Here is a 15,753-nt window from a genome sequence, read left to right on the forward strand (position 1 = left end):
AGGGAGAAGCAAGCAATGCAAGCCTTGAGCGCGCCTGCGCGCATTGATCGATCCGCCTTTGAAATCCGACGCGGAATTGCGCTGGTGCTGTGCCTGTTGCTGGGCGCCTGCCAGGCCCCTTCGGCCGACAGCGCCACGGTTGCCGCTGCCGCCAGCGCAGATGAGCCCACACCGGCAGCCACATCGACACCGGCCAGCGCGACGCCTGCAACTACAGCCGCCGATGCCGACGCGGATGCCGATGACTTTCCCGCGCCGCTGCCCGATGCCTCCTACACCCAGGCCAACCTGCGTCCTGCGTACACCCGTTGCGTGGACGCCAGCGAAGCGGTGACAGCACGCCTGCAGGCATGTGGCGACGAGGAGTTGAGTTACCAGGAAGACCGCTTGGCCGAGATCGTCGCCGGTGTCGTGGCAAGTCCCGACAGCAAGGCCAAGGATGACTGGATGGATGCGCAGGCTGCCTGGTGGTCGGACACCAATCGCCATTGCCGCTGGGATCCCAAAACCGATGGCCAGGGCCAGAGGCTGGACGCGCAGTCGTGCCGCATCAACCGCGTGGCCAACCGCGTTGACCAGCTGCAGGCCGCTGCACGCAGCAAGTGACCTCAATCCACCGCATTGCCAACTGAGAGGAGTCCTTCGACATGGATGTAGTGACCGATGCAAGGAAGGCGATGGAACACTGGCATCGCGGCCAGACCTCCGCCCGTTTTGAAACCGACAACCGTGGTCCAGGCTGGATTTCCTCGGGCAAGGGTGACCATGGCGGCGTGTCCTATGGCAGCTACCAGTTCGCCAGCGCCGTTGGCGGGGTGGACGAGTACCTGAAGTCGTCCCGCTATGCGGACCAGTTCCACGGCCTGAAGCCTGCGACGGAAGCCTTCAGCGAGCGCTGGAAAGCGGTGGCCGCACGCGACGAAAAGGGCTTCGCCCAGGAACAGCACGATTTCATCCAGCACCAGTATTACGACGTGCAGATGGATCGCCTGAAGAAGGCCGGCGTGGACCTGCAAGGTCGCGGCCCTGCCGTGCAGGACGCGCTGTGGAGCACGTCGGTGCAGTATCGCAACATGACCCGTGGTGTATTCCAGAATGGCCTGAAACAAGCCTATGGTGATGATTACAAGCTGTCCGAGCTGAGTGACGAGCAGATTGTCAGGGCCGTGCAGGATTACAAGCACGCCAACGTCCAGCGCCATTTCGAGAGTTCGCCCAAGCAGTGGGATTCGCTGCGCGAGCGCACGCTCAATGAAAAGTCCGAGCTGGTTGCGCTGGCGCGCTACGACAGGATCAACCACGACCCGCAGCCGTACCAGGGCAAGACCTACGAACAGGCGTTCGGCGAGCCGGCGCATCGTCAGTCCGCCGCGCGCCCGGCGCGTGCACCGATGGCCGACGGTATGCTGGTGCAGGGCGAACGCGGCAATGAAGTGCTCGCGCTGCAGCAGAAGCTGGCGCAGGCCGGCTACACCGGTGTGGATGGCAAGGTGCTGAAGCCCGACGGCGATTTCGGCAGCGATACCTACCACGCGGTGCGTCAGTTCCAGAAGGCGCATGGGCTGGAAGAAGATGGCAAGGCGGGGCGTGACACGCTGTCTGCACTGAACGCCGGGGTTCGCCCACCCGCACAGACACCGGCACCGCCATCGGTACCCTCGCCAGAACGCCACGAGCCGAAGGCGCCCTCTACGGATGGTGCGCCGGTGGCGGCCGCCCCCGGTGGCGGCCGCATCACGGTGATCGAGCCCTACGGCAATGTCACCAGCAACCGCACGCTGGCCCACGGCATCAGTGGCGAAACGGCCTATCGCGAACTGAAGATCCATCATCCCAACACCAATGCCGAAGCCGTGCGCACCGGCGATGCCCGCAAGGCCGACCGCCAATCGGGCATGGTCGAAGGCGAGATGGAGAACATCCGCACACGTGAGGACAAGAATGACATTCCGCTGGTGCGCAAGGACCTGATCCTCACCGATCGCCTGGGCAGTCGCGATGTGATGATTCCGAACCCGGTGGCCGGCTACGCGCAGTTCAACAAGGACGCGACCAATTCGATCAGCCTCTACAGCCACCCGGCCGGCGATCCGCGCCGTGAGCTGGTAGGCCAGGTGCTGCACGGCGCCGCCGGCACGTCGCCCTACAAGAACGGTGACTTCGTCGAGTATGGCGCCCCGCTGATCCAGCAGTCGAACGCCGGCAGCAAACCGGTGCATGCGCATATCGAAGTGGAGCCGGCGCAGTTCCGCCGCTACCTCGGCGACATGCTCAACGACCGCATCACCCTCGGCGGCAAGGTACACGCGCAGGGGCCGGAAGCAGCGCAGGCCGCACGCGCCACGCAGCAGGCGCCGATGGCCGACGGCATGCTGGTGAAGGGCGAACGCGGCGATGAGGTCAAGGCACTGCAGGGCAAGCTGGCCGCGCTGGGTTACACCGCCGCCGACGGCAAGGCGCTGGGCACCGATGGCATCTTCGGCAAGGACACGCTGGCAGCGGTCAAGCAGTTCCAGGCCAACAACGGCCTGGAGCAGGATGGCAAGGCCGGCCGCCAGACCCTGGCGCGCCTGGACGACCCGGCCGCAGTGAAGGCCGGCGCGCAGACCGCCGCCGCCCCGGCACGCACCGAACCGACCGCACCGGCAGCACCGGCAGCACCGGCAGCGCCCAGCATGCGCGATCCTTCGCATGCCGAGAATCCGCGCTTCAACCAGGCCCTGGAGAAACTACAGGAGCTGCAGCAGCAGCGCGTGCAGGCTGGCCTGTGCCCGCTGTTCGCCAATGCACAGGAAACCGAACGCGCCGCCGGCCAGCTGGCCTACGAGAGCAAGGTCGCCGGCATGCGCCAGATCGACCATGTGGTCGCACGCCCGGATGGCAGCGGCTTGTTCGCCGTGCAGGGCAATGTCGGCGACCCGGCTGCGCAGCGCACCTTCGTCGACAGCCGACAGGCCGTGTCGCAGTCGGTCGAGGCCAGCACCCGCCAGACCGAGGAACTGGATGTCCAGTTCAATCAGCGCGTGCAGGAACAGCAGCAGGAGCAGGTGCGCAACCGCGGCCTGTAAGCCTGCTGCACTGTGGCCGAAGGCTCCGGGCCCAACGACCCGGGGCCTTCTGTCGATTCATTCTGCAGGGTCGACCCGCCGGTACACCCCGAACTGGGTCCTGCGCTGGCCCATCGGGATGATCAGGGCCAGCAGGACCGCGCCTCCGTCCACCTGCTTCACCACCAGATCGTTTTCCACCGTGCAGGACAGTTCCACGCGTGACCAAACGCAGCCGGCGCCGGCCTCGCCCGGTTTGCACGATGACCACCGGTTGATGACCAGCTGTTCTCCTTCGGCGCTGTAGCTCTTGCTGGCAGCGCTGCCTGCAGCCTCGATGCCGGTGCCGTCGGCGGCATGGAAGCGGGCCACCAGCCGGCTCGCCTCCTGGCGGATCGTGACCTGGTGGATGTCCTTGTTGTAGACGCCAAAGAGCCTGGAAAGCGCGCCGATGGGCGCATTTTCCTGTCCTGCCGACAGGTAGGACGGCCGGTTGTCGAAGGTGGCGCCTTCGGTGAAGTCGCATCGTGGGCCGGGCTTGATCTCCGCGATGCGCGCGTCGCGGACGCTGCTGCAACCACTGCCCAAGGCCAGCACCGTCAGCAGGGTGAGGCAGGCGAGGCCAGGGCCCGCCAGCGAGGATGCAGTCGGTTTCATTGTGGCTTCCCTTCCAACAGATGCGGTGCAACAGGAACTCGCGTACCGAGTATCCCCACGCAAGGGCGGCAGCGGCAACCCGGCCTGCATCCCCGGCTGCCCGCCGCCATTCATCCGCCCGGTGTAAACTATTGATCTCACTGGCAATGCCAGTCTCCACGATCAACCGCCCGATGACGTCCGCCACCGCCCGTTACGCTGATTCCCTGCGCCTGTCCGTCGCTCCCATGATGGACTGGACCGACCGCCATTGCCGGGTGTTCCACCGCCTGCTGGCGCCGGGTGCGCGGCTGTACACCGAAATGGTGCACGCCAATGCGGTCATCCATGGCGATCGCCAGCGCCTGCTCGGTTTCGATGCCAGCGAACAACCGCTGGCACTGCAGCTCGGTGGCAGCGATCCGGCGCTGCTGGCGCAGGCCGCGCGCATCGCCGCCGACTGGGGCTACGACGAGGTCAACCTCAACTGCGGCTGTCCGTCCGACCGCGTGCAGGCCGGGCGCTTTGGTGCCTGCCTGATGCGCGAGCCGGTGCTGGTGGCCGAATGCATGTCGGCCATGGTCGAGGCAGTGGACATCCCGGTGACGGTGAAATGCCGCTTGGGCGTGGACGAAGACGACAACTACGAGGTATTCGCCAGTTTCGTCGATCGCCAGGTCGAGGCCGGCGCCGCGATGGTGGTGGTGCACGCCCGCAATGCCTGGCTGAAGGGTCTGTCGCCGAAGGAGAACCGCGAGGTTCCGCCGTTGAAGTACGACTGGGCCTACCGGCTGAAGCACGAGCGCCCGGCACTGCCGGTGGTGCTCAATGGTGGCCTGGCCAGCATCGAGGCGGTGCAGGCGCAGGCCGCGCACGTCGATGGCGTCATGCTCGGTCGCGCGGCCTACCACGATCCCTACCTGCTGCATCAGCTGGAAGCGCTGCAGACCGGCGCGCCGCTGCGTCCGCGCGGCGAGCTGCTGCGCGCACTGCGCCCGTACATCGAAGCCCGCCTGGGCGAGGGCCTGGCCCTCAAGCACATCACCCGCCACATCCTCGGCCTGTTCCACGGCCAGCCCGGCGGCCGCGCATTCCGCCAGGTGCTGAGCGAGGGTGCCCATCGCCCCGGTGCCGACTGGGCGCTGGTCGAGCAGGCGCTGGCAGTCACCGAACGCGAAGCCGACCGCGCCGCTGCGTGACGTCAGTCACATTCCTGACTTGACAAGGGCAGCCGTTTCGTCCCGAATGTTCACTTAGCTGAACAACGGTCTGGAGCATCTGGAAAAGTTCAGACCGGATTCACTGCCCGAAACCAAGAATTTGCAAAAGATTTGTAAAACGCCGGGTTCCATTCCGGTGCCCGGATTTACGACTTTTGAACGAATCGCCGTGCTCGGCTAGGATCGCATCGATGTCTTCCGCTCCCTTCCACCGCTGTATTGCCCTGGCCACCTGCGTGGTCCTGGCGGCTGCCCCGCTGTCTTCGGCGCTGGCGCAGGACCCGCAGCGGGAACAGGGGCGCGCAGAAATGATGGAGCGTGGAGGCCGTGGCGCCAGCAACGAGCGCTCGCTGTCCGATGCCGTGCGCCGCGTGCAGCGCACCACCGGTGGCCACATCCTGGGCGCCGAGCGTGTGCCGTTCGATGGTCGTGACATCAACCGGGTCAAATACATGGACGACCGCGGTCGGGTCCGCTACATGGACGACCCCGCCCCGGCACGTTCACAGCCGCGCACGCCGCGGTCGGATATGTCATCACTACGCGGCGATAACCCCTGAACAGGGATAGTTGTCGCTATCAACCCGTACCCACAGGCCTCCGGGCCGCACCCAGCACACTAGGGAGAGTTCATGCGTATCCTTCTGGTCGAAGACGAAGCCCCGCTGCGTGAGACCCTGGCAGCCCGGCTCAAGCGCGAAGGTTTTGCCGTCGATGCAGCGCAGGACGGCGAAGAAGGCCTGTACATGGGCCGAGAAGTGCCGTTCGACGTCGGCATCATCGACCTTGGCCTGCCCAAGATGTCGGGCATGGAGCTGATCAAGGCCCTGCGCGACGAAGGCAAGAAGTTCCCGGTGCTGATCCTGACCGCGCGTTCGAGCTGGCAGGACAAGGTCGAGGGCCTGAAGCAGGGCGCCGACGATTACCTGGTCAAGCCGTTCCATGTGGAAGAGCTGCTGGCCCGCGTCAACGCGCTGCTGCGCCGCGCCGCCGGCTGGAGCAAGCCGACCCTGGAATGCGGTCCGGTTGCCTTGGATCTGGCAGCGCAGACCGTCAGCGTGGCCGGCAGCAATGTCGACCTCACCAGCTACGAGTACAAGGTGCTGGAGTACCTGATGATGCATGCCGGTGAACTGGTCTCCAAGGCCGACCTCACCGAGCACATCTACCAGCAGGACTTTGATCGTGACTCGAACGTGCTGGAAGTGTTCATCGGCCGCCTGCGCAAGAAGCTGGACCCGGATGGCGAACTGAAGCCGATCGAGACCGTGCGCGGTCGTGGCTACCGCTTCGCGATTCCGCGTAACGAGGGCTGAGGCCTTCAACAGGCGATAAACGATGTCCGGCCGTCTGTGGTTCTTCCGACGCTGGCGGCCGCGCTCTCTGCAGGCGCGCCAGATGTTCGCCGCGTCAGTGGGTCTGGTCGCGTTCCTGGCCCTGGCCGGTTACGCGCTTGATGCCGCCTTCGCCGATACGGCGAAGGCGAACCTGCGCGAGCGCCTGAAGAACTATGCCACCGCCTATGCGGCCGGCATCGACTTCACCCGCGACCGCTCGCTGTACATCCGCGAGCAGCCGCCGGATCCGCGTTTCGACGTGCCCGGCAGCGGCCTGTACCTGCAGGTCGTCATGCCCGACGGCAAGGGCAATTCGATGTCCGCCGAAGGCCCGATGCTGCCCACCGTCGGCGGCGGCCTGCTGGCTCCGCGCCAGGAAGTGTTCGAAGGCCCGCTGCCGATGATCCAGATCGACGGCAGCCAAGGCTCGGTGTATCGCTATGGCCTGGGCCTGGTGTGGGATGCCGACGCCGACCCGGCCACCGAATTCCCGTACACCATCTACGTGATGGAAGACTCGCGCGCGCTGGGTGCGCAGCTGCGCGTGTTCCGCAGCCGGGTCTGGTTCTATCTGGGCGGCATCGGCCTGATCCTGCTGCTGCTGCAGACAGTCATCCTGCAGTGGAGCCTGCGCCCGTTGCGGCGGGTGATCACCGAACTGACCAAGGTCCAGCGCGGCGAGACCGAGCGCATGAGCGAACGCCACCCGCGCGAGCTGGAGCCGTTGACCGACAGCATCAATGCCTTCATCGAGGGCGAGCGTGAGAACCTGGAACGCCAGCGCAATACCCTGGCCGACCTGGCGCACAGCCTGAAGACGCCGATTGCGGTGCTGCGTACGCAGATGGACAGCGGCGCCGGCGATGGCGCCCTGCGCGAAGAGCTGGACGTGCAGCTGCAGCGCATGAACAACCTGGTGTCCTACCAGCTGGCACGCGCGGCCTCGTCGGGCCACAAGCTGTTCTCGGCACCGCTGCCGATCGAATCCAACGCCGAGGAAATCGTGCGCGGCCTGGAGAAGGTCTATGCGTCCAAGGGCGTGCTGTGCGAATTCGATATCGACCCGGCCGCGCGCTTCCACGGCGAACCGGGCGACTTGCAGGAGCTGCTGGGCAACCTGCTGGAGAACGCGTTCAAGTGGGCCAAGCGCCGCGTGCTGCTGACCGCGCAGCCGTTGCCGGCGCCGAATGCGCGTCGCGCCGGCCTGCTGCTGGCGGTGGATGACGATGGCCCGGGTATTGCTCCGGAGGACATCGGCAAGGTGCTGCAGCGTGGCGTGCGCGGCGATGAGCGCGTACAGGGCCACGGCATCGGCCTGTCGATCGTGCAGGACCTGATCAAGGACTACCGCGGCGAGCTGCAGGTGTCCCGTTCCAGCGAACTGGGCGGCGCCCGTTTCGAAGTGCGGCTGCCGCCGGGGCCGTAACGATCCGTTGCAACCCGATCCGCCGGGCACGGCCCGGCGCTACCGGTCTACGTACACCCTCGGGTAGCGCCGGGCCATGCCCGGCGGACGGATGAATCACCCGACCATTGCCGGCGGCTCACCATAGAACCGCCGCAGATGCGCAGCCACCTCCGGCAACGCTTCTGCCAGCAGGTCCGGCGCAGAGAAGTGGTACTCGCTGGCCACCGCGAAGAACTCTTCCGGCGCCTCGGCCGCATACGGATCGATCCGTGTTTCCACGCCGGCATCCACCTGCGCACAGAACGCGTCGTACGATTTCTGGAAGTCAGCAGCCCACTCGCGTTGCCACGCACGCGGCAACGGCGGCGTGCCGTCCATCGCACCGTCGAGCGCATCCAGCTTGTGCACCATCTCATGCACGGCCACGCAGTAACCCTCATGCGGTGCCGCCAGGTCGGCCTGCACATCGGCCCACGAAAGAATCAACGGACCGCTGTCCCACGACTCGCCGATCAGCTCGTCATCCCACTCGTGCAGTACGCCGGCGGCGTCCATATGGCTGCGATGCACGCGGAACGCATCGGGGTAGACGATCAGCTGCGACCAGCCTTCCAGCCCCACCTCGCCGAACTCCAGCAGCGGCAGGCAGCACAGTGCGGCCAGCAGCACGCCATCGGCCGGCTGCAGCTGCAGTTCGCCGATCGGGGAGATGGTCTTCTCATGCAGGAAGCGCGTGGTCAGCGCGCGCAGGCGTGCATGCCGTTCGTCGTCCAGGCCGCGCAACCACGCTGCGCGGTGGCAGGCATCGTTCCAGTGTGCGTCTTCGATCGGTCGCGGCGCGGGCCGCAGCCACTGCAGCAACGCCTTGATCAGCGGAACATACCCGGCAGGTAGCTGTGCCACTTCGGCGCACGGATGCGCTGCAGTACATCGTCGTCACCGCCACCGCCGCTGCTGGTCGCGGCGGCCGGACGTACCGGTGCCGGCTTGGCGGCCGTCGCTGTCGGCGCGTTGGTCGGCGTGTGCTGCGAGGCGGCATCGCTGGCCGAGTAGACGCAGGCGCCACGGCTGTCATCAAGCGCTGCTGTGGCAGATGCCGCGAAGGGCATCGTCAGCAGGATCAGGCAATGGGCATAACGGCGCATTGACGACATCCACGTTAAGGGAAGGTGAGTTCCCGATTCTAGCCCGAACCCGGCGCCAGATTGGAAGCCCGCCGCAACCGGGGCCGGCGGGCGCCGCTGGCGGGTTTCCCGCATAATTCCGTCCTGACCTTGTGGAAGCTGCCGTGGACGATCGCCAATTGCTGGCCAAACTCGCTGCCGGTCGCCTGTCCGGCGACGCCCTGGCCCGTGAGCTGGGCCAGACCCGGGCCGCCATTTGGAAGCGAATTCAAGGGCTTAGAGCCGCTGGCGTCGAGGTTGAAGGTCGCGCAGGCGAGGGCTACGGGCTGACCCGGCCGGTCGACCTGCTGGACGCCGGGGCCATCCGCGCCGGCCTGCCCAAGGAGGCCGCAGCACTGCTGCACGACCTGCAGGTGGCCTGGACGGTGGACTCCACCAACGCCGAATTGCTGCGCTGCAGCGCGCCCCAGCGCGGTGTCAGCGTCCTGTTGGCCGAGCGCCAGACCGGCGGCCGTGGCCGTCGCGGGCGCACCTGGGCGTCGCCGCTGGCCGCGCATGTGTATCTGTCAGTGCTGCGCCTGTTCGAGGGTGGCCTCGGCCGCTTGGCCGGGTTGAGCCTGGTCGCCGGCGTCGCCGTGGCCGAAGCCCTGCACGACCTGGGCTACACGCAGGCGCAGCTGAAGTGGCCGAACGACGTGCTGGTCGATGGCCGCAAGCTGGTGGGCCTGCTGGCCGAGGGGGGGGGCGAATACGCCGGCCCGGCGCGTGCAGTGATCGGCATCGGCATCAACGTGCACATGCCGCCGGCCTTCGCCGAACAGATCACCCAGCCGTGGGTTGACTTGGACACACTGGCCGGCGCATCGGTGGATCGCAACGCGGTGGTGGCCGCGGTGCTGGCACGCCTGCTGCCGGCGCTGGAGGAATTCGACCGGGAAGGGCTGGCGCCGTTCCTGCCGCGTTACGCAGCGTTCGACATGCTGGCCGGGCGCGAAGTGCGCGTGCAGCTGGATGGCGAATGGCAGCACGGTACCGCGCTCGGCCTGGCTGACGATGGCGCGCTGCGCGTGCGCATCGATGGCCGCGAGCGCCTGCTGCATGCCGGCGAAGTCAGTGTGAGAAAAGCATGAGCGACTGGTTGTTCGATCTGGGCAATTCGCGCTTCAAGTTCGCGCCGTTGCAGGGTGACCGTGCCGGTGATGTGCAGGCCTGGGCACATGGCGCCGAAGGCATGGCCGGGCAACCGCCGCACAGCCTGCCCAGTGGCGGCACCGCGTTTGTGGCCAGCGTCGCCGCGCCATCGCTGACCAGCGCGATGCTGGATCAGCTGCAGCGCCGCTTCGAGCACGTGCATGTGGTGCGCACCAGCGCCCAGTGTGCGGGTGTACGCATTGCCTACGCCAAGCCGGAAAAATTCGGTGTCGACCGCTTCCTGGCGCTGCTGGCTGCCGCCAAGGCACAGCGGCCGGTGCTGGTGGTCGGTGTCGGCACCGCGTTGACCATCGACCTGCTTGATGCCAACGGCCAGCACCACGGTGGACGCATTTCCGCCTCGCCGACCACCATGCGCGAGGCGCTGCACGCGCGCGCGGTGCAGCTGCCGGCCAGCGGCGGTGACTACAGCGAATTCGCCAACGACACCGCCGATGCGCTGGCCTCCGGCTGTGATGGTGCCGCCGTGGCGCTGGTTGAGCGCAGCGCCCGACAGGCACAGGCGCTGTTGGGCGTCATGCCGTCGCTGCTGGTGCATGGCGGTGGTGCACCCGCGCTGATGCCGCTGCTGGACGGCGCCGACTATCACCCCTCGCTGGTGCTGGATGGCCTCGCCCGCTGGGCGGTGCACCAGCCCGCAGGCTAGTATCGGCGCATGCTGACCCGTGCCCTGATCGTCGTGCTGGCGATCCTCAATCTTGGTGTTGCCACCTGGTGGCTGTTGCGCGATGAACCCGCGCGCGCGCCGTTGCCACCGCCCCCGACCGGCGTGGCCGAGCTGCGCTGGTTGCCCGGTGGCACCGATGCGGCCGTGGCCGCGCAGGCCTCGGCAGCGGCACCCACTGAAGCACTGGTGGAGCGTGAGGCGGCGCCGGCTACCGCAGTGGCCGCTGCACCCGCACCGGCAGCGGCGATGCCTCCGGCATCCAGCAAGCCCGCCGAACCAGTGAAGGCGCCTGAGCCGATGGCCGCCGTCGCCAAGCCAGCGCCGGAACCGGTGGCTGAGAAACCCGCAGCCCCGGCCGTACCGCCGCGCTGCCTGGCGCTGGGCCCGTTCGCCGACCGCGCCGCTGCCAGCGCTGCGCAAAGCCGTGCGGGCAACCTGTTGAGCCAGGTGCGCCTGCGCGAGCAGCCCGCCGCCAGCGGCAGTGCCCGTTACCGCGTGCTGCTGCCCGCCGCCGCCAGCCGCGATGACGCGCAGGCCACGGTCAAGCGCATCGTCGCTGCCGGGCTGAGCGACTACTACATCATCAGCCAGGGCGACGAGACCAACGCCATTGCGCTGGGCCAGTACCGCAACCGCGAGGGCGCCGAACGGCGCATGGCCGCGGTGCAGGCCGCCGGTTTCCAGCCGCGCCTGGTGGCCAGTGGCGATGCCGGCCAATGGTGGCTGGAAGGGCAGCTGGCCACCGGCAGCGAACCGGCCCAGGCACAGCAGCGCAGTGGCGCCGCGCAGCAACGGTCGCTGGAATGCACGCGACTGCGCTAGAATTCCCAAACCACGGCGCTGCCGTCGGCGTTTCACCCCGTGCCGCTTTAGCTCAGTTGGTAGAGCAACTGTCTTGTAAACAGTAGGTCATCCGTTCGATTCGGATAAGCGGCACCATCCACTGACTGCGATCAGTGCAAGCAATCCAGTGGCGTTCCCCACTTGATTTGCCATGGCCGCATGTGTCCATTATAGTGGACATGTGGCGAGAATTCAGACAACCACTGAGTTCAACAGTTGGCTCAACGGTCTGCGTGACAAGCAGGGCCGTCAGCGCATCGCTGTACGCATCACACGGCTGGCGCTGGGTAATCCCGGCAAGCACCGGGTGCTCGCCGGCGGTATCGCCGAACTGAAAATCGACTTCGGCCCGGGATACCGCATCTATTACACGCAGCGCGCGGGGATTACCTACATCCTGTTGTGCGGCGGCGACAAAGACAGCCAGTCACGCGACATCGAGCAGGCCCGCAAGATCGCCAGTCTGCTTTGACCACGTGGCTGCAGCGTATACGCGACAGAAGATGAGGCAGACCGTCATGAACAACAAAGTACAGCTGCACGATTGGGACGCTGCTGAACACCTGCGCGATGAAGAAGACATCGCTTTTTTCATCGAAGCCGCGCTGGAAGAGGCTCCCGATGACTCGGCCTTCATCGCATCCGTACTGGGTATCGTGGCGAGAGCACGGAACATCTCAGATCTTGCACGCTCTACGGGAATCGCCCGCGAAACGCTCTACAAGATGCTGCGTGGAGAAGGAAACCCAACCATGGGCAACCTCAGCAAGCTGGCCAGATCGCTCGGGTTCCGTCTGAGCCTGGTACCGGTCGACGGCAACGGCAAGCCGATCAAGGCGAAGTCCAAAACCAAGCCAGGCAAGACCACTTCGAAGAAGGTGAAGAAGGTCGCGTGAGTTGGCAATGTTCGTGTGCGATCAACGCGTCCCCGGATCACCCGGCACCAGGTGGCGCCACGGAAACACATCCTTGGCGAAATGGCTGACATAGCCTCCCGTCGCAGCCTGGATGACCATGAACGACAACCGTGGGCGCATGGCCTGCAGCGTCTGTAGCCGCGCCACATCCAACGCGCTGTTTCGCAACCGGAAGGTATGCAGCGCATCGAAGGCATCGCTGGCGAACAAGCGCTCATAGGCCGCGAAAGGCGTGACCGCTTCAGCCACGCGCGCGTCGGCCCAGGAGAACTGCAGCTCCGTCGATTCGCAAAAATCCAGCAGGCCCAGGGCAGGCAGGTTGCGTGATGCGGCGAGGTTGTCGATGAAGCGGTGCGTGTCAGAGCCACCACCGATGCGCAGGCTGTGCAGGTGCGGCAGCGGCACCTCGAAGAACGCGGCGTCCGGTGCATTTGGCACCACCAGTTCGCTGAGGTACGGCGCCCTGGAAACGAAGCGGGCGATCTCGCCGTCTTCCTCCATGATGGTGCCCGCGCGCTGCACCTGCGACATGTTGTGGTCGGCCGGCTCTGTGGGGGAGATCGACAACGCGCGCAGGCGCGGGAAACGCACATCGCTGTCCAGCAGCGCGGTGAACTCCCACTCGCGCGTGCCATTGGCCCCTTCGTCCGGGCCGGTGAACGACAGCGACATGATCGCATCGGCCATGCCCTGGTCGGACAGGCAGGCCAAGGTCCACGCGAACGGCTCATCCCACGGGTTGCCGAAGAACTCCACGTGCAGGCCGCCGTACAACGGCGCCACGGTCACCCGTTCCTGCAGCGCTGCCCACAGCGGGCCGGCCGGGTCCTGGATGTCCAGTTCATGCTCGGCGGCACTGTCCAGATTGAAGGCATGGATGCGTTGCTGCAGCGCCAGCAGCTGCTGCTGCGCGTGGTCGAAGGGCGGAACTGTCATGTGTGCATACCGGACGTCCGTGTGATGCGCCCGATGATAGCGCTGGCCCGATGGCGGTGGTCTGCGGCCCGTGATCGGTTGCTTGATATTCCTCACGGTCGAGCAACTCCGGCAGCCCCCATACTGGCGCCCTCCGCTCACTCCTCACAAGGAAGCCGACCATGCGCCGCCACCGCTTGCCGTTGACCGTTGCGCTGCTCGCCAGCGCCTTCACAGCACCGGCGATGGCCGCCGTGCCGTTCTTCAATGCCAGCTGCCCCGGTGGGCTGGATGTCCATGCAGACGAGGGCGGGCCGGTCTACGTGCAGGGCCGCGAGACCACCCTCAAGCGCTTCAACGATCGCTATTTCGAAGCGCGCGATGCCAACAGCGGCACCACGCTTTCAATCAGCACCGGTGACGACGGTACGCCGCAGGTCAGCTACACCGGACGCGGCGGTGCCAACGGCATCTGCCAGGTCAGCAACAACGGCACGCCGGCGACTGCCGTGGAAGGTGGCAGGCACCACCGTGATCAGGATCGCGATGACGATGCAGCACTGCCACGCGAGGTGACCTGCGAATCCACCGACCAGCGCCAGGTGTCCTGTGACATGGACACGCGTGGCAATGTGGAGATCGTGCGCCAGCTCAGCCGTACCCGTTGCGAGCAGGGCAGCAACTGGGGCCTGTCGCGGCATTCGGTCTGGGTCAACGGCGGCTGCCGCGCGACGTTCCGCAACATGTCCAAGGCTGCAGCCAACGCGCCAGCGGGCGATACCGCGCTCGTTTCGTGCAATGCAAGCAAAGGCGCACAGGGCACGCTGGTGACCCAGGTGCCGGTTGGAACCGATTATCAGGAACTGATCATCGATTATCCCGAGGGCCGCTTCCTGTGCATGATGCGCAACGACGGCCGGGTGCAGAGCGTGACGCCGATTCGCCGCCGCGGGGGTTGAGCTCATCGTGCCTGCAGCCCTAAGGTGACCACCCTTACACCCGTCTGGCGGCACCACCATGTCCCATCTTCTGGCCAAGGCAGCCGAGAAACAGGATCTTGACCGAATCGACGCATTGCTGGATGCGGGTGCCGATATCGAGTGGCAGCACAAGGGCACCGGACGTACTCCGCTGCTTTCGGCTGTGATCACCGGAAGGACTGACTCGGTGTTGCGGCTTTTGGACCGTGGCGCCAACATCCAGCACGCCTGCACGGCGGTGGGCTTTACCGCAATGGGATGGGCGGCCGAGCGCAACGACGCAGACATCGGACGCCTGCTGATCGCACGCGGCGCCTCGCTGGACGCGGCCTCCCCGGAACTGCATCGCACACCGCTGATGGTGGCGGCGCAGGGCGGTCATCTGCCGATGGTCGAGCTGCTGCTGGCTGGCGGTGCTGATGTCGCACGCGTGGATTTCGAAGGACGTAATGCGCTGTCGCTGGCCGAAGCGCGCGGGCATGCGGCTGTGGTGCAGTGCCTGCAGGCAGCGGGCGCGCAGATGCCACCGATGTTGGAGGAGGCGCCGCCGCTTGCGTGGCCTGAACCGGCCGCAGAGGGGGAACCGGCATCAGTGGTGCGTGGCTATATGCTGGCCTGCAATGAGTGGGAAACGCGTGGTTACCGTGATGCCAAGGTCGGTGGAGTCCTGCTCGGTAGTGCAGCATTCCAACAGGAGCGCGCGGACATCCTCGCGGCCTGGTGTACCGACCGGAAGCGGGTGTATTCCACGGGCATGTCGGTGGGCAATCCGCCGGTGCACGTGCCGGAGGACCTGCTGGCCGCGGTCGGTCAGCCGACGGCCTCCAAGGCCGAAGTCCTGGTACGTGACCATGCACAGAAATCCCGCGCGCTGCGTTACGAGCGCCTGTTCGTGCTCAAGCGCGTGGCTGGGCAGTGGCGGATCGACATGCTGAAGAAGCGCCTGTTCCGCACCGAAGCGTGGTCGTCGGCGATTCTCTGAGCACGGCCCGAAGTGCCGTCAGCCGGCGGCGTTGTACAGCACTACCCACGCCAGCATCAGGGCGAACATGCCGGCGAACGTCAGGCCAAACCACAGCGCCGCCACCTTCACGTTGCCGATCAACGCTGCCAGCATCCGCTGCGGCTCGCTCTTCAGGATCGGATATTCGGCGTGTGCCTTGCGCAGACGCTGCCAACCCAACCCGAGGAATACCAGGGTCGAGAACGGCACCAGCAGGAGCGTCGCCTGCATCAGCCAGCCATTCGGCGACGCATCCATCGAGCTGCTCAGCAGAATCGCAAAAACGGCGATGGGCAGCGCCCCGATGAAAAAGCGCGGCCAAGCGGTGTTGATGAAGGGCGACATCGCAATCTTCCATGAGGGGCGGTCGGGTCCGCGCGGCATCATGCCATGCGATGGCCCTGCTGCACCGCCGCGAGTGGTGTCACATGCGTCTGGCTAGAC

Annotated in this window: 18 protein-coding genes and 1 tRNA gene; 14 read left to right on the forward strand and 5 right to left on the reverse strand. The window is 66.3% G+C overall.

Annotation, left to right across the window (positions count from 1 at the left end; all coding sequences use genetic code 11):
• Positions 1 to 15: 15 nt before the first annotated feature.
• Together AC3WTC_RS05620 and AC3WTC_RS05625 are read left to right on the forward strand one after the other, a co-directional pair.
• Positions 16 to 606, forward strand: coding sequence for a lysozyme inhibitor LprI family protein (locus tag AC3WTC_RS05620; protein ID WP_099844663.1), 591 nt, complete (start codon positions 16 to 18; stop codon positions 604 to 606).
• Between the two features lie 41 nt (positions 607 to 647).
• Positions 648 to 3,068 (forward strand): VgrG-related protein, encoded by a 2,421-nt coding sequence (locus AC3WTC_RS05625; protein ID WP_492710931.1) that lies wholly within the window; start codon positions 648 to 650, stop codon positions 3,066 to 3,068.
• A gap of 57 nt (positions 3,069 to 3,125) precedes the next feature.
• Here AC3WTC_RS05625 and AC3WTC_RS05630 read toward each other — a convergent pair whose 3' ends face one another.
• Positions 3,126 to 3,704, reverse strand: coding sequence for a hypothetical protein (locus tag AC3WTC_RS05630; protein ID WP_301864373.1), 579 nt, complete (start codon positions 3,702 to 3,704; stop codon positions 3,126 to 3,128).
• 146 nt (positions 3,705 to 3,850) lie between these two features.
• Here AC3WTC_RS05630 and dusA point away from each other — a divergent pair, with 146 nt between their 5' ends.
• The 4 genes from dusA (at position 3,851) to AC3WTC_RS05650 (ending at position 7,666) form a co-directional block, all read left to right on the forward strand.
• The gene (gene dusA, locus AC3WTC_RS05635; protein WP_492710933.1) at positions 3,851 to 4,882 is read left to right on the forward strand and encodes a tRNA dihydrouridine(20/20a) synthase DusA; all 1,032 of its coding nucleotides are present in this window, start codon (positions 3,851 to 3,853) and stop codon (positions 4,880 to 4,882) included.
• A gap of 212 nt (positions 4,883 to 5,094) precedes the next feature.
• Positions 5,095 to 5,463, forward strand: a complete 369-nt coding sequence (locus AC3WTC_RS05640) for a hypothetical protein (RefSeq protein WP_025878314.1) — start codon at positions 5,095 to 5,097, stop codon at positions 5,461 to 5,463.
• A 72-nt stretch (positions 5,464 to 5,535) separates the two neighbouring features.
• Positions 5,536 to 6,219, forward strand: coding sequence for a response regulator transcription factor (locus AC3WTC_RS05645; protein ID WP_004136763.1), 684 nt, complete (start codon positions 5,536 to 5,538; stop codon positions 6,217 to 6,219).
• A gap of 22 nt (positions 6,220 to 6,241) precedes the next feature.
• Positions 6,242 to 7,666, forward strand: coding sequence for an ATP-binding protein (locus AC3WTC_RS05650; RefSeq protein ID WP_032978238.1), 1,425 nt, complete (start codon positions 6,242 to 6,244; stop codon positions 7,664 to 7,666).
• A gap of 96 nt (positions 7,667 to 7,762) precedes the next feature.
• Here AC3WTC_RS05650 and AC3WTC_RS05655 read toward each other — a convergent pair whose 3' ends face one another.
• Positions 7,763 to 8,551: a M90 family metallopeptidase gene (locus AC3WTC_RS05655; protein WP_492710943.1), complete on the reverse strand. Its 789-nt coding sequence runs from the start codon at positions 8,549 to 8,551 to the stop codon at positions 7,763 to 7,765.
• Positions 8,518 to 8,793, reverse strand: coding sequence for a hypothetical protein (locus tag AC3WTC_RS05660; RefSeq protein WP_492710945.1), 276 nt, complete (start codon positions 8,791 to 8,793; stop codon positions 8,518 to 8,520). The genes AC3WTC_RS05655 and AC3WTC_RS05660 overlap by 34 nt, the downstream gene beginning before the upstream one ends.
• Before the next feature lie 143 nt (positions 8,794 to 8,936).
• Between AC3WTC_RS05660 and birA the strand changes: the two genes are divergently transcribed.
• The 6 genes from birA to AC3WTC_RS05690 all read left to right on the forward strand — a co-directional run bounded on the left by birA (position 8,937) and on the right by AC3WTC_RS05690 (position 12,390).
• The gene (gene birA, locus AC3WTC_RS05665) at positions 8,937 to 9,902 is read left to right on the forward strand and encodes a bifunctional biotin--[acetyl-CoA-carboxylase] ligase/biotin operon repressor BirA (protein ID WP_492710946.1); all 966 of its coding nucleotides are present in this window, start codon (positions 8,937 to 8,939) and stop codon (positions 9,900 to 9,902) included.
• Positions 9,899 to 10,630, forward strand: a complete 732-nt coding sequence (locus AC3WTC_RS05670; RefSeq protein WP_025878323.1) for a type III pantothenate kinase — start codon at positions 9,899 to 9,901, stop codon at positions 10,628 to 10,630. The genes birA and AC3WTC_RS05670 overlap by 4 nt, the downstream gene beginning before the upstream one ends.
• A gap of 9 nt (positions 10,631 to 10,639) precedes the next feature.
• Entirely contained in the window at positions 10,640 to 11,473 is an 834-nt protein-coding gene (locus AC3WTC_RS05675; protein WP_025878324.1) for an SPOR domain-containing protein, read from the forward strand.
• A 41-nt stretch (positions 11,474 to 11,514) separates the two neighbouring features.
• Positions 11,515 to 11,590 (forward strand) — tRNA-Thr (locus AC3WTC_RS05680).
• A 55-nt stretch (positions 11,591 to 11,645) separates the two neighbouring features.
• On the forward strand, positions 11,646 to 11,966 hold the full coding sequence (locus tag AC3WTC_RS05685; RefSeq protein ID WP_492710949.1) for a type II toxin-antitoxin system RelE/ParE family toxin: 321 nt from the start codon (positions 11,646 to 11,648) through the stop codon (positions 11,964 to 11,966).
• Positions 11,967 to 12,012: 46 nt separating this feature from the next.
• Positions 12,013 to 12,390 carry an addiction module antidote protein gene (locus AC3WTC_RS05690; protein WP_154879128.1) on the forward strand — a complete coding sequence of 126 codons (378 nt, stop codon included), beginning with the start codon at positions 12,013 to 12,015 and terminating at the stop codon, positions 12,388 to 12,390.
• A gap of 21 nt (positions 12,391 to 12,411) precedes the next feature.
• On the opposite strand, the gene AC3WTC_RS05695 is transcribed toward AC3WTC_RS05690, so the two are convergent.
• Complete coding sequence (locus tag AC3WTC_RS05695; protein ID WP_492710951.1) at positions 12,412 to 13,347, reverse strand: hypothetical protein; 936 nt, start codon at positions 13,345 to 13,347, stop codon at positions 12,412 to 12,414.
• Positions 13,348 to 13,508: 161 nt separating this feature from the next.
• Between AC3WTC_RS05695 and AC3WTC_RS05700 the strand changes: the two genes are divergently transcribed.
• Together AC3WTC_RS05700 and AC3WTC_RS05705 are read left to right on the forward strand one after the other, a co-directional pair.
• A complete protein-coding gene (locus AC3WTC_RS05700; protein WP_134831872.1) occupies positions 13,509 to 14,285 on the forward strand; it encodes a DUF3011 domain-containing protein in 777 nt (258 codons plus the stop codon).
• Between the two features lie 58 nt (positions 14,286 to 14,343).
• Positions 14,344 to 15,288, forward strand: a complete 945-nt coding sequence (locus tag AC3WTC_RS05705) for an ankyrin repeat domain-containing protein (RefSeq protein WP_492710954.1) — start codon at positions 14,344 to 14,346, stop codon at positions 15,286 to 15,288.
• An 18-nt stretch (positions 15,289 to 15,306) separates the two neighbouring features.
• Here the strand turns inward: AC3WTC_RS05705 and AC3WTC_RS05710 are convergent, their stop codons facing one another.
• Positions 15,307 to 15,654 carry a hypothetical protein gene (locus tag AC3WTC_RS05710; RefSeq protein ID WP_093820738.1) on the reverse strand — a complete coding sequence of 116 codons (348 nt, stop codon included), beginning with the start codon at positions 15,652 to 15,654 and terminating at the stop codon, positions 15,307 to 15,309.
• Between the last annotated feature and the right edge of the window lie 99 nt (positions 15,655 to 15,753).

This window comes from Stenotrophomonas sp. FW305-C-20-S1 (assembly GCF_058783335.1).